Source organism: Mesorhizobium sp. P171375 (assembly GCF_057786075.1).
Genome location: NZ_JBYNWF010000001.1, coordinates 3644082 through 3663925 on the forward strand (window position 1 = coordinate 3644082; position 19844 = coordinate 3663925).

Annotated in this window: 16 protein-coding genes and 1 pseudogene; 10 read left to right on the forward strand and 7 right to left on the reverse strand. The window is 63.2% G+C overall.

The features are described from left to right. The first annotated feature begins 47 nt into the window (after positions 1 to 47). The 10 genes from ACYHH6_RS17495 to ACYHH6_RS17540 all read left to right on the forward strand — a co-directional run bounded on the left by ACYHH6_RS17495 (position 48) and on the right by ACYHH6_RS17540 (position 9853). Positions 48 to 1151, forward strand: coding sequence for a KamA family radical SAM protein (locus tag ACYHH6_RS17495; RefSeq protein ID WP_352592131.1), 1104 nt, complete (start codon positions 48 to 50; stop codon positions 1149 to 1151). A 103-nt stretch (positions 1152 to 1254) separates the two neighbouring features. After that, positions 1255 to 5064, forward strand: coding sequence for a methionine synthase (metH, locus tag ACYHH6_RS17500; protein WP_352592128.1), 3810 nt, complete (start codon positions 1255 to 1257; stop codon positions 5062 to 5064). A 74-nt stretch (positions 5065 to 5138) separates the two neighbouring features. Further along, the gene (locus tag ACYHH6_RS17505) at positions 5139 to 5435 is read left to right on the forward strand and encodes a type II toxin-antitoxin system HigB family toxin (protein WP_112560925.1); all 297 of its coding nucleotides are present in this window, start codon (positions 5139 to 5141) and stop codon (positions 5433 to 5435) included. Next, positions 5435 to 5833: a helix-turn-helix domain-containing protein gene (locus tag ACYHH6_RS17510; RefSeq protein WP_352592124.1), complete on the forward strand. Its 399-nt coding sequence runs from the start codon at positions 5435 to 5437 to the stop codon at positions 5831 to 5833. The genes ACYHH6_RS17505 and ACYHH6_RS17510 overlap by 1 nt, the downstream gene beginning before the upstream one ends. Before the next feature lie 259 nt (positions 5834 to 6092). Further along, positions 6093 to 6332, forward strand: coding sequence for a hypothetical protein (locus ACYHH6_RS17515; RefSeq protein ID WP_352592121.1), 240 nt, complete (start codon positions 6093 to 6095; stop codon positions 6330 to 6332). A gap of 111 nt (positions 6333 to 6443) precedes the next feature. Then, a complete protein-coding gene (locus tag ACYHH6_RS17520) occupies positions 6444 to 7415 on the forward strand; it encodes an MBL fold metallo-hydrolase (protein ID WP_352592118.1) in 972 nt (323 codons plus the stop codon). A 31-nt stretch (positions 7416 to 7446) separates the two neighbouring features. Next, a complete protein-coding gene (locus ACYHH6_RS17525; RefSeq protein ID WP_352592115.1) occupies positions 7447 to 7926 on the forward strand; it encodes a tetratricopeptide repeat protein in 480 nt (159 codons plus the stop codon). A gap of 267 nt (positions 7927 to 8193) precedes the next feature. Further along, positions 8194 to 8715, forward strand: a complete 522-nt coding sequence (locus ACYHH6_RS17530; protein WP_352592112.1) for a DoxX family protein — start codon at positions 8194 to 8196, stop codon at positions 8713 to 8715. Between the two features lie 98 nt (positions 8716 to 8813). Further along, positions 8814 to 9422 (forward strand): BA14K family protein, encoded by a 609-nt coding sequence (locus ACYHH6_RS17535; protein WP_435053448.1) that lies wholly within the window; start codon positions 8814 to 8816, stop codon positions 9420 to 9422. 107 nt (positions 9423 to 9529) lie between these two features. Beyond that, positions 9530 to 9853: a DUF2934 domain-containing protein gene (locus ACYHH6_RS17540; protein ID WP_352592107.1), complete on the forward strand. Its 324-nt coding sequence runs from the start codon at positions 9530 to 9532 to the stop codon at positions 9851 to 9853. Positions 9854 to 9921: 68 nt separating this feature from the next. On the opposite strand, the pseudogene ACYHH6_RS17545 reads toward ACYHH6_RS17540, so the two are convergent. The 7 genes and pseudogenes from ACYHH6_RS17545 to ACYHH6_RS17575 all read right to left on the reverse strand — a co-directional run bounded on the left by ACYHH6_RS17545 (position 9922) and on the right by ACYHH6_RS17575 (position 19645). Continuing rightward, positions 9922 to 11789: pseudogene (locus tag ACYHH6_RS17545) on the reverse strand (CHASE2 domain-containing protein). Between the two features lie 33 nt (positions 11790 to 11822). Then, positions 11823 to 12320, reverse strand: coding sequence for a FecR domain-containing protein (locus ACYHH6_RS17550; RefSeq protein WP_488500453.1), 498 nt, complete (start codon positions 12318 to 12320; stop codon positions 11823 to 11825). A gap of 655 nt (positions 12321 to 12975) precedes the next feature. Continuing rightward, the gene (locus ACYHH6_RS17555) at positions 12976 to 15117 is read right to left on the reverse strand and encodes a beta-galactosidase (protein WP_352592102.1); all 2142 of its coding nucleotides are present in this window, start codon (positions 15115 to 15117) and stop codon (positions 12976 to 12978) included. 24 nt (positions 15118 to 15141) lie between these two features. Next, positions 15142 to 16044 (reverse strand): carbohydrate ABC transporter permease, encoded by a 903-nt coding sequence (locus tag ACYHH6_RS17560; RefSeq protein WP_352592099.1) that lies wholly within the window; start codon positions 16042 to 16044, stop codon positions 15142 to 15144. Beyond that, a complete protein-coding gene (locus ACYHH6_RS17565; RefSeq protein WP_352592096.1) occupies positions 16044 to 16970 on the reverse strand; it encodes a carbohydrate ABC transporter permease in 927 nt (308 codons plus the stop codon). The genes ACYHH6_RS17560 and ACYHH6_RS17565 overlap by 1 nt, the downstream gene beginning before the upstream one ends. A 71-nt stretch (positions 16971 to 17041) precedes the next feature. Next, positions 17042 to 18349, reverse strand: a complete 1308-nt coding sequence (locus ACYHH6_RS17570) for an ABC transporter substrate-binding protein (RefSeq protein WP_352592092.1) — start codon at positions 18347 to 18349, stop codon at positions 17042 to 17044. Between the two features lie 90 nt (positions 18350 to 18439). Next, positions 18440 to 19645, reverse strand: a complete 1206-nt coding sequence (locus ACYHH6_RS17575; RefSeq protein WP_352592090.1) for an ROK family transcriptional regulator — start codon at positions 19643 to 19645, stop codon at positions 18440 to 18442. Positions 19646 to 19844 lie beyond the last annotated feature (199 nt).

The window sequence follows — 19844 nt, forward strand, 5'->3', positions numbered from 1 at the left end:
GCCATCCGACCGATAGCTCCGCCCAAATTGCTGCTCCGAGACCTCCAATGACCACAGACACCAATCTCAAAGCCGCCAATGCCGACACCGTCTGGCAGGACGACGTCCGCGCCGGCGTCCGCCATGTCCGCGATCTCGCCTCGCTGCCGCTGTCGCCGGCCGAGCGCGCGGCGGCGCAGGAGGCGGCTGTGCGTCACAAGGTGCGTGCGCCAAAAACCTATCTCGACCTGATCGACTGGAACGATCCCGCCGATCCTATCCGCGCGCAAATCATCCCGTCGCCAGATGAGCTGGTGGAAACCGAGGGCGAGCTCGACGATCCGATCGCCGACCATGCCTTCAGCCCGGTGCCGCGGCTGACGCACCGCCACGCCGACCGTGTGCTGTTGTTCCCGACCTATCAATGCGCGGTCTATTGCCGCTTCTGCTTCCGCAAGGAGTCGCTGACGTCGATCGGCCGCGGATACACGCGAGAGGCTCTGGAAGAGGCTTTTGCCTATATCGAAGCTCATCCCGAAATCCGCGAGGTGATCCTGACCGGCGGCGATCCGCTGTCGCTGCCGGACAAGGCGCTGGCAGAAATCCGCGCCCGCATCGAGACGATCGCGCATGTGCGGCTGCTTCGCATCCACACCCGCGTGCCCGTCGTGCTGCCGGCGCGGATCACGCCGGGGCTGGTCGGCGCCTTGCAGGGCCGGCTGATGGTCACCATCGTCACCCATTTCAACCACGCGCGGGAGATCACGCCAGCCACCGAACAGGCCTGTCGCACCATGCGCCAGGCGGGCTTCGTGCTGCTCAACCAGAGCGTCCTGCTCAAGGGCGTCAACGACACGGTCGAGGTGCTGGAAGAACTCTGCCGCGAGCTGATGTATCGCCTGGGGGTGAAGCCCTATTACTTGCACCATGGCGACCTCGCGCGCGGCATGGCGCATCGGCGCACCACCATTGCCGAGGGACAGGCGCTGGCCGGCGCGCTGCGCGCCCGCCTGTCGGGCATCTGCAATCCCGTCTATGTGCTGGACCTGCCGGAAGGCGGCGGCAAGGTGCCGCTTGGGCCATGCCATATTGAGGGGCGGGACGGGCAGGACTGGCGCATTCGCGGCCAGGATGGCGAGGTGAGAGTGTATCGGGACGTGGTGGGCGAATAGGAAGGCGTAGCCCTAGTTTGCTGTCGACGCCGTCAGGCTGTGACATCCCGTATATTGACATAAAGATATCCTTATGTGATGGTTGTCGCCTCAAGGATAAAAAATGTCGCAGAATTCTGCATCGCTGGACGATTTGTTCGGCCCCGTCGCGACAATGCCCGACGGTTCGGAAGTGCTTGCGGCGCTCACCGCGGCCGCGCGCGAATGCATCCTCATCCTCGACGGCGCCATGGGCACGCAGATCCAGGGCCTGGGCTTCGACGAGGAGTATTTTCGCGGCGAGGCCTTCGCCGGCTGCGCCTGCCACCAGCAGGGCAACAACGACCTCCTGATCCTGACCCAGCCCGCAGCGATCGAGGAGATCCACTATCAGTACGCCATCGCCGGCGCCGACATCCTCGAGACCAACACCTTCTCCTCGACCTCGATCGCCCAGGCCGATTACGGCATGGAGGATGCGGTCTACGCGCTGAACCGCGACGGCGCGCGGCTGGTGCGGCGCGCCGCCATTCGCGCCGAGCAGGAAGACGGCAAGCGCCGCTTCGTCGCCGGCGCGCTCGGGCCGACCAACCGCACCGCCTCGATGTCGCCCGACGTCAACAATCCCGGTTATCGCGCCGTGACCTTCGACGATCTGCGCCTGGCCTATGGCGAGCAGCTGCGCGGCCTGATCGACGGCGGCGCCGACATTATCCTGATCGAGACCATCTTCGACACGCTGAACGCCAAGGCGGCGATCTTCGCCTGCAACGAGATTTTTCTCGAGAAGGGCGTGCGCCTGCCGGTGATGATTTCGGGCACCATCACCGATCTCTCCGGCCGAACCCTGTCGGGCCAGACGCCGACCGCGTTCTGGCATTCGGTGCGCCACGCCAGCCCGTTCACCGTCGGCCTCAACTGTGCGCTCGGCGCCAACGCCATGCGCGCGCATCTGGCCGAAATATCGGGCGCCGCCGACACCTTCGTCTGCGCCTATCCGAATGCCGGCCTGCCCAACGAATTCGGTAGGTATGACGAGAGCCCGGACTTCATGGCCGCGCAGATCGAGGACTTTGCCAGGGAAGGGCTGGTCAATGTCGTCGGCGGCTGCTGCGGCTCGACGCCGGAGCACATCCGGGCGATTGCCGAAGCGGTCAAAAAGTACCCGCCGCGCCCCATTCCCGAGACCGAGCGCAAGATGCGCCTGTCCGGGCTGGAGCCATTCACGCTGACCGACGAGATTCCCTTCGTCAATGTCGGCGAGCGCACCAACGTCACCGGCTCCGCCAAGTTCCGAAAACTGATCACGGCGGGCGACTATGTTCCCGCGCTCGACGTGGCGCGCGATCAAGTCGCCAATGGCGCCCAGATCATCGACATCAACATGGATGAAGGCCTGATCGATTCGAAGAAGGCGATGGTCGAGTATCTCAACCTGATCGCCGCTGAGCCTGATATCGCCCGCGTCCCGGTGATGGTCGACAGTTCGAAATGGGAGATCATCGAGGCCGGCTTGAAATGCGTGCAGGGCAAGCCGCTGGTCAACTCCATCTCGATGAAGGAAGGCGAAGAAGCGTTCCTGCATCATGCCAGGCTGGTGCGCGCCTATGGCGCGGCGGTGGTCGTCATGGCCTTCGACGAGGCCGGCCAGGCCGACACCAAGGCGCGCAAGGTCGAAATCTGCACCCGCGCCTACAAACTTCTCACCGAGCAGGCCGGCTTCCCGCCTGAAGACATCGTCTTCGACCCCAATGTCTTCGCGGTCGCCACCGGCATCGAGGAGCACGACAATTACGGCGTCGACTTCATCGAGGCCACCGGCGAGATCACCGACACCTTGCCGCATGTCCATATCTCCGGCGGCGTGTCGAACCTGTCCTTCTCGTTCCGCGGCAACGAGCCGGTGCGCGAGGCCATGCACGCGGTGTTCCTCTACCACGCCATCCAGCGCGGTATGGATATGGGCATCGTCAATGCCGGCCAGCTCGCTGTCTACGACACGATCGAGCCGGAGCTGCGCGAGGCCTGCGAGGATGTCGTGCTCAACCGCGCACCCAGGGCCGGCGGCACCGCCACCGAGCGCATGCTGGAGATCGCCGAGCGCTTCAAGGGCACGGCCGGCAAGGAGGGCAAGGAGCGCGATCTTGCCTGGCGCGAGCTGCCGGTCGAAGGGCGCATTTCCCATGCGCTGGTCAACGGCATCACCGAATTCATCGACGCCGACACCGAGGAAGCGCGGCTCGCCGCCGAGCGGCCGCTGCATGTCATCGAAGGCCCGCTCATGGCTGGCATGAATGTCGTCGGCGACCTGTTTGGCGCGGGAAAAATGTTCCTGCCGCAAGTGGTGAAGTCGGCGCGGGTGATGAAGCAGGCGGTGGCCGGATTGCTGCCGCACATGGAGGCGGAGAAACTGACCAACGCCGCCAACGGCATCGACAATGGCGAGCGCCAGACGGCGGGCAAAATCCTGATGGCGACGGTGAAGGGCGATGTCCACGACATCGGCAAGAACATCGTCGGCGTGGTTCTGGCCTGCAACAATTACGAGATCATCGATCTCGGCGTCATGGTACCGGCGGCGAAGATCCTGCAGACGGCGCGCGAGCAAAATGTCGACATCATCGGCCTCTCCGGCCTGATCACACCATCGCTGGACGAGATGGTGCACATGGCGGCCGAGATGGAGCGCGAAGGCTTTGACATTCCGCTGCTGATCGGCGGCGCGACGACCAGCCGCGTGCACACGGCGGTGAAGATCCACCCGCGCTATTCCAAGGGGCAGACGGTCTATGTAACCGACGCCAGCCGGGCCGTCGGCGTGGTCTCGTCGCTGCTCTCGAACGACGGCAAGGCCGATTATGTCGACACGGTGCGGGCCGAATACAAAAAAGTCGCCGAAGCGCATGCCCGCTCCGAGGCCGACAAGCAGCGGCTGCCGCTGGCCAAAGCAAGGGCCAATGCGCACAAGGTCGACTGGTCGGCCTATGAGCCGCCGAGGCCGTCCTTCACGGGCGTGAAGGTTTTCGACAATTGGGACCTGACCGAGCTCGCGCGTTATATCGACTGGACGCCGTTCTTCCAGACCTGGGAGCTGAAGGGGCGTTACCCCAAAATCCTCGAGGACGAGGCGCAGGGCCCTGCCGCGCGCCAGCTTTTCGAGGATGCGCAGGCGATGCTGAAGAAGATCATCGCGGAAAAATGGTTCGCGCCGCGCGGCGTCATCGGTTTCTGGCCGGCCAATACCGTCGGCGACGACATCAGGCTGTTTACCGACGAGGCGCGCTCGCAGGAACTGGCGACCTTCTTCACGCTGCGCCAGCAACTGACCAAGCGCGACGGCAAGGCCAATGTCGCGCTGTCGGATTTCGTCGCGCCTGCCGACATCGGCAAGCCGGACTATATCGGCGGCTTCATCGTCACCGCCGGCATCGAGGAGGTGGCGATCGCCGAGCGCTTCGAGCGGGCCAATGACGATTACTCCTCGATCATGGTCAAGGCGCTGGCCGACCGTTTCGCCGAAGCTTTCGCCGAGCGCATGCACGAGAAGGTGCGCAAGGACTTCTGGGGCTATGCGACCGACGAGGCGCTCGCGCCGGACGATCTGATCGGCGAGCCCTATCGCGGCATCCGCCCGGCGCCCGGCTATCCCGCGCAGCCCGACCATACCGAAAAGGCAACGCTATTCCGGTTGCTCGACGGCGAGCGTAATGCCGGCGTCAGCCTGACTGAGAGCTATGCGATGTGGCCGGGGTCTTCGGTGTCCGGCCTCTATCTCGCGCATCCCGAAAGCTACTATTTCGGCGTCGCCAAGGTCGAACGCGACCAGGTCGAGGACTATGCCCGCCGCAAGGACATGCCCTCGGCCGAGGTCGAACGCTGGCTCGGCCCGATCCTCAACTATGTGCCCGTGGATTACGCAGAGGCGGCGGAGTAGCGCTTACGCTCGGAATTTTCCCAAGTTGGGAAAATTCCGCTTGTTCCCAATACGGGAATATCTTATATCAAACCATGCAGATAATTGCCAAGAAGGCACTGAGGGACTTCTGGGCCAAACACAATCAGGCCGAGGCGCCTTTGACTGCGTGGTACGTGACTGTCGGTAGGGCCGACTGGAAGACTCCCGCCGACATCAAGGACGCGTTCGGTGCAACAGTTGATTTTGTCGGCGACAATCGCGTCATTTTCGACATTGGTGGCAACAAATACCGCTTGATCGTCCACGTCGCCTACAAGTTTCACCGTGTCCTGATCAAATTCGTCGGGACGCACAAGGACTATGACAAGATTGATCCGGAGAAGGTGTGATGGAAAACATTCGCCCCATTAAAACCGAAGCCGACTACGATTGGGCGATTGCCGAGATCACCAGATATTTTGAGAATGAGCCCGAGGTGGGCTCTGCCGACGGTGATCGCTTTGACGTTCTTGCAACCCTGATCGAGGCCTACGAGGACAAGCACTATCCAATTGAAGCCCCGGATCCTGTTGAGGCCATTCGGTCTCATATGGAACTGTTCAAGCTCTCGCGTAAGGCTTTGGCCGATGTAATCGGGTCATCGCCTCGTGCAACCGAGGTGCTGAGCCGAAAGCGCGCGCTCACCATGGATATGGTCTTCAAGCTCAACAAGGAATGGCACATTCCGGCAGAAGTTCTTGTGCGGCCTTACCACCTTGCAAAAGACAAGGAACGCAAGCGCGCCTAGCGCATCTTACCGCCCTAAGTCAGTCGCCTGATCGCGAGCGAACGGGGCGGAAACAGGTTCAAGAGCGACGCCAGACGGGCTGGCGCCATCGGTGGATCGAGGCCACCGGGCAAGTCCTGCCAGGTCGCTCTTTGTTGATTTCGGCCCTTCCAAAAAAATCTCACCGCACCGGGGAATAAAGCGCGGCCCTTCCGGGTCTTGTTGTCAGCGGGGCCATTCCAGCCCGCGACCCAAAGAAACGAAACAAGGAATTTTGGACATGACCAAGCTCGCTTTCAGCGTGGCTGCGATGCTGCTTGCCTCGAGCGCTGCCTTTGCCGGCAGCGACCACTTCACCAACAAGGCCGGCCAGGCTTCCGTGGACACCAATGCCACGGCGTCAATTCCCTACACAGCACACCAGGACGGCGTCGACGCCAAGGTGACGACCGGGCCGAGCCAGGGCTCGGTGCAGGACATCATTGACCGGCACAACCGCGACAGCATCTGGGGCCGCTGAGTCATGGGCGCCGGATCCGCGCCGCCGCCTCAACCGATCAGGACGGGTAGCCAGCGCTCTCCGTCATCTCTCTTCCGCGACTTCGGACACCACTCACAAGAGGAAATCACCATGTTCAGCATGACACGTCGCACATTGCTTGGAACCACGCTCACTGCTGCCGCCTTCGGTCTTGCCGGCAAGCTCGAATTCACCAGACCAGCATTCGCCGAAACACCGGTGGAGCCCGCGGTCGGCTTTTACAAATACAAGGTCGGCGATATCGAGGTCACCGCCATCTATGACGGCATCTGGCGCAAGCCCCACGATCCGGCCTTCATCAAGGATGTCTCGGTCGACGACACCAAGGCAGCGCTCGCCAAGGCTGGCCTGACCACCGACTTCATACCGATCCCGCTCACCGTCGTCGTGCTCAAGATGAACGGCAAGCTCATCATGATGGATGCCGGCTCAGGCGTCGGCCAGTGGCAGACCAATGCCACGCATCTGCCGGCCAACATGGCCGCCGCCGGCATCGACTACAAGGCGATCGACACCATCATGATCTCGCATTTCCATCCCGACCATGTCTGGGGCCTGATGGAAAAGGGCACCAACGCGCCGGTGTTCCCCAATGCCGAACTGATCGTCAACGCCACCGAATATAACTGGTGGACCGACCCGAGCCGGCTGGCAAAGCTGCCTGAGGGACGCAAGCCGGCAGGCAAGCGCATCGCCGAAAATTTCCCGAAATGGAAGAACTGGAAGCTGGTTCAGGATGGCGCCGAAGTGGTGCCCGGCATCCAGATCATCGCCGCCCCGGGCCACACGCCGGGCCACTCGGTCTACCTCGCCAATTCCGGCAAGGAGCAGCTGATGATTTCGGCCGACACCATGTATGTGCCGGCCCTTCTGGCGCCGCATCCGGAGTGGCAGGGCAGCTACGACCAGGACGGACCGACGGCGATCACTACCCGCCACAAGATCATCGATCGGGTGATCGCGGACAACATCCGCATTTCCGGGTCGCACTTCCCGTTCCCGGGCACCGGCGTCTTCGTCAAGGACGGCAATGCGTACGGCTTCTCTCCCGTTCAACTTTGAACGGGTAACTCAAACCCAAGCGAGAAAGACAATGAGAAAATCCTGTCTGGGCAGAAACGCCCTGTTCGGCCTGCTCGGCGCCATTGCGGTGCTGACCGTGGTTCCCGCAGCGACCGTCATGCCGGCCTATGCGGTGGACGACATCGAGGGCACTGACGCGCCCGACCTCACCGCCGTCCAGGCCAAGATCGCCGTCAAGGACTACAAAGGCGCGCTGGCAGACCTGCGTGATCTCGCGCAGGACAACCAGCAGGCCGACGTCTACAATCTGCTCGGCTTCACGCTGCGCAAGACCGGCGATTTCACCACCGCGCTGACCTACTACAACAAGGCGCTGGAGCTGAAGCCCGGCCACAAGGCCGCCCGCGAATATCTCGGCGAGCTCTACGTCGAAACCGGCGACATGGCCAAGGCCAACGAGCAGCTGGCGTCCCTGCAGAAACTGTGCCCCGCCGGCTGCGAGGAACTCGAGGATTTGCAAAAGGCGATCAACACCAAGGTGACGCAGTAAGCCGCAGCCTAGAAGAGCTTGGGTTCCTCGCCCCCACAAAGTGGGGGAGAGGTGGCTCGGCGAAGCCGAGACGGAGAGGGGGCCCTGGCGCCGACCTCAACCCCAACCCACCCCAGTTTGGGCGCCCGTGGCCGGCGCCCAAAAAGCCAGAGCCGGCTGCTTCCCTCAGGCTGGCTCCGGCCCCTCGCACATCACCCGTCTAGCGCCATCCACGCGCGCCCACCGGGCGCGCGGCGCCTGCCCATTGCCAAGACCCGGAGCCAGATCATGACACCCACCGACCACGCCGCGACGCTTCGCCTACTCGCCGCAAAATACCACCTCAAGGACATCACACTGCTCGCCGCCCGCCTGCTCTTATCCGTGCTCTTCCTGCACGAGGGCCTGACGCTGGCCACCCATTTCGACGCCGCCGCCAAGGCGATGGCCGCCCAAGGCATCGGCCTGCCGCTGTTCATCGCCACGCTCGCGCTGCAGCTCGGGGCAGGGCTCTCCATTGCCTCCGGCCTGCTCACCCGCCTCGGCGCCATCGGCCTTGGCCTGTTTTGCCTGGCAACCGCCACGCTGTTCCACACCAACCTCGCCAGCCAGAACGAGCTGCTGCATTTCGAAAAGGATCTGGCAATCGCCGGCGGCATGTTCGTGCTGGCCATTGCAGGCGCCGGCGCGTTTTCGCTGGACTGGCTGGTGACGTGCTATCTGCAGCAGCGCCAGCGCGACAAGGACATGGTGGCCGCGCTGCTGGCGGCGGAGAATGACTTCACAGTGGATGTGCGGCTTCCGGTTTGAGGCACCGAGGCCCTCCAGTTGCCGACCCTTGCCAAATGCTTGCTTGCTGGAACCAGTCCCGATGCTCGGCATTCTATTAGCTGTGGATCAAGGAGTGTGTGATGAAAGCGGTTTTGGCACTGATAGCTGGCTTCGTTCTGACCCTTGCGGTCTTTGCCAGCGGGCTGGCTTTCGCCGCCTGGTTGATCGTCGCCAAGCCCGTGCAGCAGGCCAGGCCCGCCGACAGCGTCTCGCAATTGTGGACCAAGGACGCACAGAAGGTGGACAAGGCCGCGCCAGGGCTGGAGCGCGTGGCCGCCGCGCAGCCCGCGGCACCCGACGCCTCCGCCAGGAGGCAGTCGTCGGACCCGATCAGCACAGGCGCGGTGGCGCCCGATGCGGGCGAGCAGCAGGCCAGGCTGCCGGCTGCCCATGTCAGCTGGTGCGCGGACCGCTACCGCTCCTACAATCCTGACGACAACAGCTACATGTCCTACAGCGGACAGCAGCGCCCCTGCGTCTCGCCCTATCTTGAAACCAGTGCCGCCGCCGACCAGGCCGCGCAGCAACCCGCCGAAGTCAGCTATGTTGGCGCCGGCCCTCTGGTGGCAACAGCGGACCTTTCGGACGATCACGTCGAATCCTGCTTCAGCCGCTACCGCTCCTACCGTCCCGAGGACAACAGCTACCAGCCCTATTCCGGCGGGCCAAGGCGCCAGTGCGAGTAGGGTTGCTTGAATCGTGCGATCCTTGGCCATTTCTATCATGCAAATTCTTTGGATCAATCTCATCATCGCGGCGTTCTTCCCTGATACCGAGTCGAGGAGGAACGACGATGGGTGACGAACGGCACGAGAAGATCCAGAAGCGCGCTTACCAGATCTGGCAGCGCGAAGGCGGTGGTGATCCCGAGCATCACTGGCACCGGGCCGAGGCCGAGACAGACAGGGAAGCCGCCTTGCCGCTGACGGCCGACGACGCCCTGCCGCAAACCCGTGAGATCGCCAGCACCGACGTCCTGACGGTCGAGGAACTGGCCGTGCGCACCGGCATATCGGGCGACGAAGCGCAGGACCTGATCGATCGCCTGGGCACCGACCGCGCCGCGGTTGAGCAGGCAGCGCGGAGCCTCAAGGGGAAAGGGCGGCGCACGTCTTGATCGGGGGCCTCACGGTGCCAGAGCTTGCCGAAGGCATGGATGGCGCGCCATTGATCACGGGGCCGGATCTACTGCGGCGCCCGCGCACTCTGCCAAAGCCAGATTGCGAGCGAGCTGGATCGCCCACGGATCTGGGTCTCCACAGGTCCTCTTAAAGCACCGGATTTGAACAACGCGCAGTCGCGACCGGCGACCTCAAGCATTTCGTAACTCACCGCCACTTCGGCATTCTGGTCGGCAGCGATTTCCATCAAGCGACTTGCAACGTTGACGGTGTCGCCGATGGCCGCGATGTGCTGACGCCCTTCGCCGCCGAGTCGAGAGGCCACGATCGGTCCGTGATGCGCTCCAATCTTGAAGCCGATCCGGGATGCGGTCGACGCAGGCAACGAGGCAAGCCAATCGTTGGTGCGGCTGGAGAGCCCGACGCAACAGCGGGCGGCATTGAAGGCATCGTCTGTCGCCGGTTCCGGCAGGCCGAACAGGATCATGGCGCCGTCACCCATGAACTCGTGACAACGCCACCGCAGCTTGTCACTTCTTCGTCCACCAACGCGTGAAAATTGTTCAGGAGTTCGCGTGTGGCGCTCGGTCCCAATGTTTCACTCAGTCCGGTGAAGCCGGACAGGTCGATGAACAGGATGGCGGCTTGCGTCCGGACGGGTTCCGAGAGGAAGTCGCCATGCTTGGCGAGCCATGCCCCCAGTCCCGGGGCTTCAACGCGTTGAAGCAATTGGCTCTGCGTGGCGAAATATTGGGCCCGGCTCCTGCCCAGCCAAAGCTGCGCTGCCCCAAAAAGGATTGCCGGCGGAATGGCAGCGGTCATCGGCAGCGCGGCGCTCAGCCAGATATGGTGCAGGAAAGCCGTCATGTTGACCACCAACCAGATCAGGACCACGCCGGCGACCGCCGCGAGGCCGATGGCGCTTCGGCGCCACGCCAACAGGCCGACAAGAAGCATGGGCAGCGCCACTGCAAAGCCCGCGTCTGCAAGGCGAACAGTCTGGTCGCGCACGATTCCGTCGCCCGTCATCAGATGGGCAATCGCCGTCGACATCACCTCGACGCCCGGCAGTATGGGATCGAACGGTGTCGGGAAGACATCGCCGGTGCCGGTTGCGGTCGCTCCGATCAAGACAATTCGACCCCGGATAGCGCCGGGATCGAATTGGCCCGCCAGCACCGTCGCGGCGCTGATCGTGCGGATCGTGCCGCGCGGGCCATAGAATGTCAGAGGCAGGATGTGACCAATGTCCGTACGGATCGACCGTCCGTCCAGCGATAGATCATCGGGCGCAATTCCAGGGTCCTCTCCCGCCGCCATGGCGGCAACACGCAAGGAGAAGGACGCTTGCAACTGATCTCCGGCCCGAAACAGCAGCGGCACGAACCGGGGCGTTCCTGTCCTGTCGGTGACCACGTTCACGACGCCGACAGCGGCGGCGTCCGAAAACGCTTTCAAGGGCCACAGAAACCGCTCGGCATTCGGCACGCGGGCGAGGGGTCCTTCGCCCACGGCCAGCGTCCATTGTTTGCCTCCGGGGTAGATCGCCGCTGCAGCGATTACGCTTCTACTCCTGCTCAGCGAACGCGCGAGCGCCTCGTCAGTGTCTTTTGCCCCGGGGTCGACCAGCAGCAGGTCGAGCGCAATGGCTTTCGGCCCGAGCGGCTCTATCGTATCGATGATCCGGGCAAGCGTGGCGCGGCTGAGGGGATAGCTGCCCTCGCGCCGCACCGTTTCATCGTCTATTGCGACAATGGTGATCAGCTCCGGCGGCTTTGCCGTTCCTCGAACAAGCGTTCGAAGATCGGTCATCGTTGCCTCGACGCGATCGAGAAACCAGAAATTGCCGTGCCAGTGCGCGAAGCCCAGGCCGGCGCCCCAAAGACCCGCCAGAATGACCGCGATCAGCGTCGGAAGCCCTCGTCGGCTCATTGCAAGCTCATTGCGCAAGCTCACCGGGCAAGCTCACTGGCCGAAACGGGCCAGCAATGCGGAAACGCGCTTGGCGGGCCAGCGCTTGACGATGAGTTTGCCTGTCCCGGCCTCGACGTCCACGCCATCGCCCGGTGCGAGGACCACGACAGCAGAGGATGCCGGTCTTTGCACGGCGACGCGACCTCTAAGGACGAAAACAGACGTCTTGCCATTGCCAACGTCGACTGCCCATTTTGTGCCGCGCACCGCGGCGATCGCCTGCGGGGTGATAACCGCGAAGCCACCCTGGACCGCGCCGGCAGGAGCATCGAGCAGCAGCGCTTTGCGCCGCAACCTGACCGCGTCGGGACTGCCGTTTCGATCGCGATCCTCCAGTGTAAAACGAGCGCCACCTTCCACAATGACGGCAAGGCCTTCCCGACATCTCAGAATCTGTCGGGATGTACCGGCCACCGGCTCGAGCGTACACCCCGCATCCTGCGCATGGGCGGCATCCACCCGGAAGACACCGGCAAACAGGACAGCCATCAGGCTACGGAAAAATCGGCCCCTTGCGCGCATCAACGTCTCCTCGCTTTGCGAAACTCTGCGGCAGGAAAATCTTCTGCCGTCAGCTCGCCCGCATGTTTGGTTCACGAGCCGGCACTTGCAGCCGCGTTGGCTTGAGGATGCCGACGGGCAATCGTAACACGACAAGCTGCTCCGGCGTTAAGCATGTTGCGGCGGGTCGTGTTCGCCGGGCAGGTGAGGGTGGCGCCATGCCGACCATGAGCGCCATGGGCACCAGGCCGCGTTCGAGATCGACAGGAAGCCGCCCTGCTGCTGACGGCCGACGAAGCCCTGCCGCAAACAAGGAGATTACCGGCACCGACGCTCTAACAGTCGAGGAACTGGCCGTGCGCACCGGCATATCGGGGGACGAAGCGCGGGGTCTGGTCGACCCGCCTGGGCACCGACAGCGCCGCTATCGGACAAAAAAGCCTGGGAAGAGGCGCAATCTCGGCGCGTTTGATAACCGTGAAGCGGCGGAGAAGCATGAGGGACGTACGAAACGCGTGTTCGTGACGGTCGCACCGAAAGTCGTGGCACGTGGCAGCACAAAGATGCCTAGAGCGGAGATTGCTGCCAAATCTAAGATTATCGGGACCGAAGATATTGGGCGTTTCCCAAAGCGACAACATCCCTAGTCGAGTTCGATGATGCTGCAGCCATAGGCCGGGAGCGACAGCTTACCGCCGCGTACTTTGCCATCGCCTAGCAAATCCTTGCCCGCGGGGACATTGCCGATGCTTGCCAACTCGCCCAACGTGTTGAGGATGAACAGCAGGCGGCGGTCCTTGCTCTCGCGGATGGTCGCCTCGACGCCGGCCGGCATGTCGGCGATGAGCGGCACAATGCCGGCGGGCGCCAACACCTGATCGGCCAGCACCCCGACCAGAGCATCGCTGAGGTACGTGCCGAGGTAGATCACTTTGCCCTTGCCGACTTTGCGCGAAGTCATCGCGGCTTGGCCCTCGGCGAAGCGGCTGGCCCAGCTGCCGATAACCTCCGTGCCGGGCGCGATGTTGAGCAGCTCATAAAGATGCGCCGCCGTCACCTGCGCATTCCCGATCTTGAGCTCGTATTGGCGGCTCGCCGACGTCGCCGGCAGCTTCTTGCGCACCGTGTTGGCGCCGAAGCGGCCGCCATGCTCGAACATGCCGTCGCCGCCGATCGGCGGCAGCAACCCGAACTCCTCGACCGTGATCCCGGCCAGCGCCGAGAGCCTCTTGCCCGGCGAGGTGTGGCGGATGACGTGGTTGTTAACGTCGCGTGATCCGGTGCGGCCGCCCAGGATAACCGTTCCACCCGCCTTGGCGAAGGCCTCGATCCGCGCCGTCCACGCATCGGTCCATTTCAGCCAATGCGGCACATAGAGCGCCTTGAGCTTGCTGATATCATCCTCGGGATGGATGAAGCCGCAGGCGATGTTGTGGCGGTAGCAATAGCGGTGTAGCAGCGCCGCATCGTCCTGCGGGCTCGGCATGCCGATGGGGCAGGAGCGGTGCATCTCCTGATTGTCGAAATCTGATCCGGCGATGCCCAAATCCATGCGCACATGGGTGCCGAGGATCTTGTCCTTGAGCGCCGTAACCTCACCCGCAAACTGCTTGGCCTCGTCATAGCGCCGCCGCGGGATGTCGTCGTGATCGATAATGCCCATCCAATAGATCTCGGCGCCGAAATGCGCCGGCCGCCAGCGGAAGAACATCACGCCATCGGCGCCGCGCGCCACTGACGTATAGGCCATGCGGCGCATCTCTCCGGGTTCGGGCGTCAGCGTCGAGAAGTTCGGCTGCGCACCGAAGCCCGATTGCTGCTCGGGCACGATGAAGTTGCCGGTGAAGCCGCGGCAGATGTCGAGATGCAGCGCCTGCGCCTCACCGACGCCCCCAAGGCGCTGCATCTCGTCATAGAGGTGCGGATAGATGTCGAAGCCGAGAAAATCGAGATCGGTCGAGAACTCGCCGCGGAAGTCGATGTCGTCGATCCGCCCCAGATTGTGGAAGACGAACCAGTCTGGATTGGTGGCGCGCAGGATCAGCACCTGATCGTGCTGGAACCGCGCGGTGACGAAGGCGAGGAAGCGGTGATAGTCGACCACATGGGTCGGCCCGACCGGGGCCGGGGCGTAGTCGAGGGGCAGCACCACTTGATCGAAATCGTCGTAGGCGGTGGCCCAGAAATGCCCGCCCCACGCATCGTTGAGCGCGGCGATGGTCTTGTACTTGTCCTTGAGGAACGCCTGGAACTCGGCCAGAGTCACCGGACCGTAGGACAGCGATCCAGAGGTATTGAGCTCATTGTCCGTCTGCCAGCCGATGATGTGCGAATTGCCGCGATAATGCTCGGCCATCGCTTTAGTGATGCGCTTCGAATGCTCGCGGAACACTCCGCTCGCAAGATTGGCGTGCTGGCGCGAGCCATGGCTCATGGCGCGGCCATTGGCATCGACGCGCAACACTTCGGGATAACGCACCGTCAGCCAACGCGGCGGCGTCGCCGTCGGCGTGCACATGATGGTCTTGATGTCAGCCTTGCCCAGCACATCTATGGCGCGGTCGAACAAATCGAAGTCGAACGTCCCCTCATGCGGCTCGATAATATGCCAGGCGAATTCCGCAAGTCGCACCGCGTTGAAGCCCGCGGCTGCCATGCGGTCGGCGTCGCGCTGCCAATAGCTCTCATCGACATGCTCCGGGTAATGCGGGGTACCGACGAGGAAAGTGTCGGTTGCGATCGGCCGCCAGACAGAGAGCGGCGCTGATTTCGAGGCAGTCGTCATAGTCGGAAAACTCCAGGCGATAGTCTATTTGATGGCGCCGGCGGTGAGGCCGCCCTGCCAGAACCGCTGCAGCAGCAGGAACACCACGATGACCGGGATGATGCTGACTAGCGCGCCGGTGATGATAATCGAGAAGAGCACCTGTCCGCCGCCACCGCCCTGCTGCGCGAGCTGATACCAGGTCGCAAGGCCGACCGTGATCGGCTGATACTCCGGCGTGCGCAGCACGATCAGCGGCAGGAAGTAATTGTTCCAGGTCCCGACGAACGAGAGCAGCGCCACGGTCACCATGCCCGGCGCCACCAGCCGCAGCACGATGGCGCGGAAGATCACGAACTCGCCGGCGCCATCCAGACGCGCTGCGTCGAGCAGTTCGTCGTCGACGCCCTGCTCGATATAGACGCGCATCAGATAGACGCCGATCGGCGAGATCATCGAGGGCAGGATCACGCCCAGCGGATTGTCGCTGAGTCCCGAAAGCGCCAGCAGCAGGAAGGTCGGCACGACGAGGGCCGTCTGCGGGATCATCACAGCGCCCAAGACCAGTGCAAACAGCAGATTGCGGCCGACGAATTTGAATTTGGCTAACGCATACCCTGCCGCGGTAGCCAAGATCGCGGCGCCGAGCCCGGCGACGGTCGAATAGAGCAGGCTGTTGAACATCCAGCGCATGAAGACCCCGTTGTCGCGCGCCAGAAGATCGCTCAGATTCTGCCAGAGGTTGAACTCGGTGCCGAAGCCGAAGCCGAACGTGGTGAACAGGTCGCCATTCGTCTTCGTTGCCGATAGGACCAGATAGACCAGCGGCATGAAGCTGTAGAGGAGGAACAGTGACAGCAGCAGCGTGAGCATGATCCGCGAGCGCCGCTGCTCGCCGGGTCGGCGCCTGGCAGCTTCGAAAGTAGCGATGTCGGTGGTCGCAGTCATCATTGCTCCGGCCGACGGCGGTTGGCGATCAGGGTGAAGATGTAGGAGGCCCCGGCGATCACGATGCCAAGCACGAACGAGACGGCGGCCGCATAGCCATACTGCTGGTTCGAAGTCGCCAGCGAATAGGCATAGAGGTTCGGCGTGTAGCTCGAATTGATGGTGTTTCTGGCGAGCGCGCGCATCAAATACGGCTCATTGAACAGCTGCAGTGTGCCGTTGATTGAAAAGATGATGGTAAGCAGGATCGCCGGCCACAGCAGCGGCAGCTGGATCATCCGCGCAAATTGCCAGGGCGAGGCGCCATCGACCCGCGCGGCCTCGGCGAGGTCCGAAGGGATCGCCTTGAGCGCGGCGTAGTAGATCACCATATTGTAGCCGACATATTCCCACGTCACGATATTGGCCAATGAGAAGATCATCACGCCCGGCGACAGGAAGTCCGGCGGCGGCAGGTTGAAAGCCTTGGCCATCTGCGTGAACGGGCCGAAGGTGGGGCCGTAGAGATAACCCCAGATGATCGTCGCGATCACGCTCGGCACGGCGTAGGGGAGGAAGAAGCCGAGCCGGAAGAGGCCCTTGGCATAGACCTGGCCACGATCGAGCACGATGGCGAACAACAGCGCCAGGCCCAGCATGATCGGCACCTGCACGATGCCGAACAAAACGAGGTTCCACACGCCGCCCCAGAATTTGGCGTCTCCCATGACCTTGATGTAGCTTGCTGCACCCGCGAATTGCCGTCCGCCCACCAGCGTGTCGCGGTAGAGGCTCATGTAGAACGCATAAACCAGCGGCGCGACGATGAAGGCGATAAACAGCAGCACGAAGGGCGCCAGGAACAGATAGGGCGTGAGCTTTCGTGACGTGAAACCGCCCGATCGCGCTGGGCGCGTCGCTGCGGCTGGCGAATTCGACAATGCCATGGTCCCCCGTCCGGCAAGATGAAGAGATCGGGCGCGCCGGTCAAGCGCGCCCGGCCGTTGCCCGGGAGGAGTCAGGCTACGGTGAAGCCTTGTTCTTTCGCGTATGTGACCACGGCGTCCTGGATGCGGTCGAACGCGTCCGACAGCGTGCCCTTGCCGCCGATCGAGGCGCCGAATTCATCGGTCATCGACTGGTACAAGAAGCCCTGGAACGGGCTCCACTCAAATGGCGTCACAGCGTTCGCCGATTTGGCGAACACTTCGTTCACCGCCTGGCCGCCGTAGAAATCCATCTTGTTGCCCGCCCATTCCGGGCTCGACAGCAGCGCGGAGGTACAGGGGAAGAAGAATTGCTTGGTGGTGTAGAGCATTGTGGCTTCGGGATTCGTTGTCAGCCAAATCGCGACTTCGGCGGCCTCGGCGAGATGTTGGGTCGCTTTCATCACGGCCAGTGATGAGCCACCCCAACTGCCGGTCGCGAACTTGTTCGCGTCCCACTGCGGCAGATCGGCGGCACGCCACTGGCCCGCGCTGGTCTTGGCGAACGAGGTCAGGAACACCGGACCCCAGCCCGCAGTGAGCCAGCTGGCATAGCGGCCCGTGTCGAGGCCGGTGTACCACTCATTGTTGAACCCCGGCTTGGTCTCGATGACACCCGCGGTAATAAGGTCCTGCCAATAGGCGGCGAAGTCCTTGGAAATCTTGTCGTTGATTCTAATTACGAGCTTGTCGCCATCGCGGCTGACCGGCTTCCAGCCCATCGGCCACAGCAGAGCAGTGACCCAGTCGCCTGAGCTGAACAGCGCGTCGGTGATGAACACATTCGGATCGGCCGCATGGATCTTCTTGGCCGCATCGGCAAACTCGGTCCAGGTGGTGGGCGGCGTGATCCCCTGCTTGTCGAAGATGTCCTTGCGATAGAGCATCGCCATCGGACCGGTATCCTGCGGCATGGCGTTGACCACATCGCCCTTGGCGACCTGTTTCCACGTGGCTTCGGGGAACACGCCCTTATGGGCATTGGCGTACTGGCCGATGTCGGCGAAGGCGTCGACCTGGCGGAAGCTCTCGAGGTGCTGGTATTCGATTTGGACGACGTCGGGCAGGCCGCTGCCCGCCTGCAGGCCAGCACGGACCGCCTGATACTCCGGCTCGCCCTGGCCGGCATTCACGAGTTCGATCCGGATGCCCGGATGCGCGGCGTTGAACATGTCTACCTCAAGCTGGAGATTCGGCACCCACGACCACACAAGCACCTTGACAGGCTCGGCACCGCGAACTGCCGCAGGCAGAGCCCCTACCGCAACGCTCGCACCCGCAACTTTCAAGAAGTCACGACGCTGCATCGTCCGCCCAAGCGGATTGAAAATCTTCGTCATTGAAGTCCTCCCACGAAAGATACGCTCCCACACGACGCAGGACGCGGTTTTTCTTTCAGTCAGAAACTTAATGCCGACATACAGTCGCTGTCAATTACGGTCGATTGATCTTTGTTCGCCCATCACGAGGCTGTCGCCAGGGTTGAGGGTCGTCGCATCGAGCACCAGACGCACCGCGCCCAGGACGATATCGCGGTGGCCCAGCGCGCCCATCACGAGGCGCGGCGGGTCATACACATTGCCCCTGAGGCGATGCCGCAGCACATCGAGCACCAGATCACCGCCGCTGACGATTCGGCCCGCCAGTACGATGATTTCCGGGTTCATGAAGGCAGCAACACTGGCCACCGCCATCGTCGCATAGTCGAGCAACTCGGTGACAACAGGCGCGATTTTGTCCGCCTGCCGGTCGGTGACGGCGGCCAGGGTGAGCTTTCCCGCCGCATACTGGGTGTTGGCCTCTTCGAGCATCTTGGTCGCTTGTTCGGGGATGCCGAAAAAGCGCAGCGATTGCTTGTCGCCCAGATGTTCGAACGGCCGCCCGGTGAGGAGGGGGTCGTCGAGATACCAGCCGAGTTCGCCCGCCGCATGCGAGTGCCCGCCATAGAGCTTGCCGTCGATCACGACGCCCGCGCCGGCGCCGGGCCCGATCGAGAGGCTCACGACGCTGTCGGCGCCACGCCCGGCTCCGAATCCCCATTCGCCCACGGCGGCGAGGTTGCGCCCGTTTTCGACGACGATGGGCATCTGAAAATGCTCGCTGAGCCGCGCCTTCAACGGCATGTCGCGCCAGCCGAGCCCGAGCGTCAGCACCACTTCGCCCTCCGGCTGCCTGACGATCGAGGGCAGGCCAATGCCGATGCCGCGAATGGTCTGGCCGCGCGGGCGGGGGGCCGCCATCAGCCGGCGGATCAGGCCGACCAGCTTCTCGAAATTGCGCTCGCCATCATCGTCGGCGGTCTCGTGCATTTCGGTCTGCACGACGCCCTCGAGATTGGCCACGGCGCCATAGAACTCGCCCTTGCCGGCTTCGATGCCGATGATCGCATGCGCCGCGCCGCGGAACTTGATGCGTGCCCGGGGACGGCCCCGAACATTGGACTCGTCAAACCCGTCATACGCCACCAAATCCTCGGCAATCAGATCCTCGATCACCCGCATCACCGTCGGCAGACTGATGTTCAGCCGCCCGGCGAGGCTCGAAGGTGATGCCACTCCTTCGGTGCGGATCAAATCCACCACGGCCGAACGATTGAGTCGGCGTAACAGGCTCGACGTCGTGGGCTGGCGCTTCATTCATGGACCAGTTGCAAAAGGCCGGCGGACCGGCAACGAGCGTCGGCATAGACCAGAACCGTGCCAGAGTCCGCCTTTTTCTGATGACGCCGAACGTCAGTTGTCGCTCCGCAGTGAAAGCTACCGCGGTAGCCCGTTCGATGATAACGGCGATCCGTGGCGGGCGCCCAAGCCCTCCGGAGTCACTGCGCTTACTCGG

What these genes read in the sequence shown, in the direction of transcription:
- ACYHH6_RS17495 (WP_352592131.1), top strand. Translation starts at nt 48, where the DNA reads ATGACCACAGACACCAATCTCAAAGCCGCCAATGCCGACACCGTCTGG.
- metH (WP_352592128.1), top strand. Translation starts at nt 1,255, where the DNA reads ATGTCGCAGAATTCTGCATCGCTGGACGATTTGTTCGGCCCCGTCGCG.
- ACYHH6_RS17505 (WP_112560925.1), top strand. Translation starts at nt 5,139, where the DNA reads ATGCAGATAATTGCCAAGAAGGCACTGAGGGACTTCTGGGCCAAACAC.
- ACYHH6_RS17510 (WP_352592124.1), top strand. Translation starts at nt 5,435, where the DNA reads ATGGAAAACATTCGCCCCATTAAAACCGAAGCCGACTACGATTGGGCG.
- ACYHH6_RS17515 (WP_352592121.1), top strand. Translation starts at nt 6,093, where the DNA reads ATGACCAAGCTCGCTTTCAGCGTGGCTGCGATGCTGCTTGCCTCGAGC.
- ACYHH6_RS17520 (WP_352592118.1), top strand. Translation starts at nt 6,444, where the DNA reads ATGTTCAGCATGACACGTCGCACATTGCTTGGAACCACGCTCACTGCT.
- ACYHH6_RS17525 (WP_352592115.1), top strand. Translation starts at nt 7,447, where the DNA reads ATGAGAAAATCCTGTCTGGGCAGAAACGCCCTGTTCGGCCTGCTCGGC.
- ACYHH6_RS17530 (WP_352592112.1), top strand. Translation starts at nt 8,194, where the DNA reads ATGACACCCACCGACCACGCCGCGACGCTTCGCCTACTCGCCGCAAAA.
- ACYHH6_RS17540 (WP_352592107.1), top strand. Translation starts at nt 9,530, where the DNA reads ATGGGTGACGAACGGCACGAGAAGATCCAGAAGCGCGCTTACCAGATC.
- ACYHH6_RS17550 (WP_488500453.1), bottom strand. Translation starts at nt 12,320, where the DNA reads ATGGCTGTCCTGTTTGCCGGTGTCTTCCGGGTGGATGCCGCCCATGCG.
- ACYHH6_RS17555 (WP_352592102.1), bottom strand. Translation starts at nt 15,117, where the DNA reads ATGACGACTGCCTCGAAATCAGCGCCGCTCTCTGTCTGGCGGCCGATC.
- ACYHH6_RS17560 (WP_352592099.1), bottom strand. Translation starts at nt 16,044, where the DNA reads ATGACTGCGACCACCGACATCGCTACTTTCGAAGCTGCCAGGCGCCGA.
- ACYHH6_RS17565 (WP_352592096.1), bottom strand. Translation starts at nt 16,970, where the DNA reads ATGGCATTGTCGAATTCGCCAGCCGCAGCGACGCGCCCAGCGCGATCG.
- ACYHH6_RS17570 (WP_352592092.1), bottom strand. Translation starts at nt 18,349, where the DNA reads ATGACGAAGATTTTCAATCCGCTTGGGCGGACGATGCAGCGTCGTGAC.
- ACYHH6_RS17575 (WP_352592090.1), bottom strand. Translation starts at nt 19,645, where the DNA reads ATGAAGCGCCAGCCCACGACGTCGAGCCTGTTACGCCGACTCAATCGT.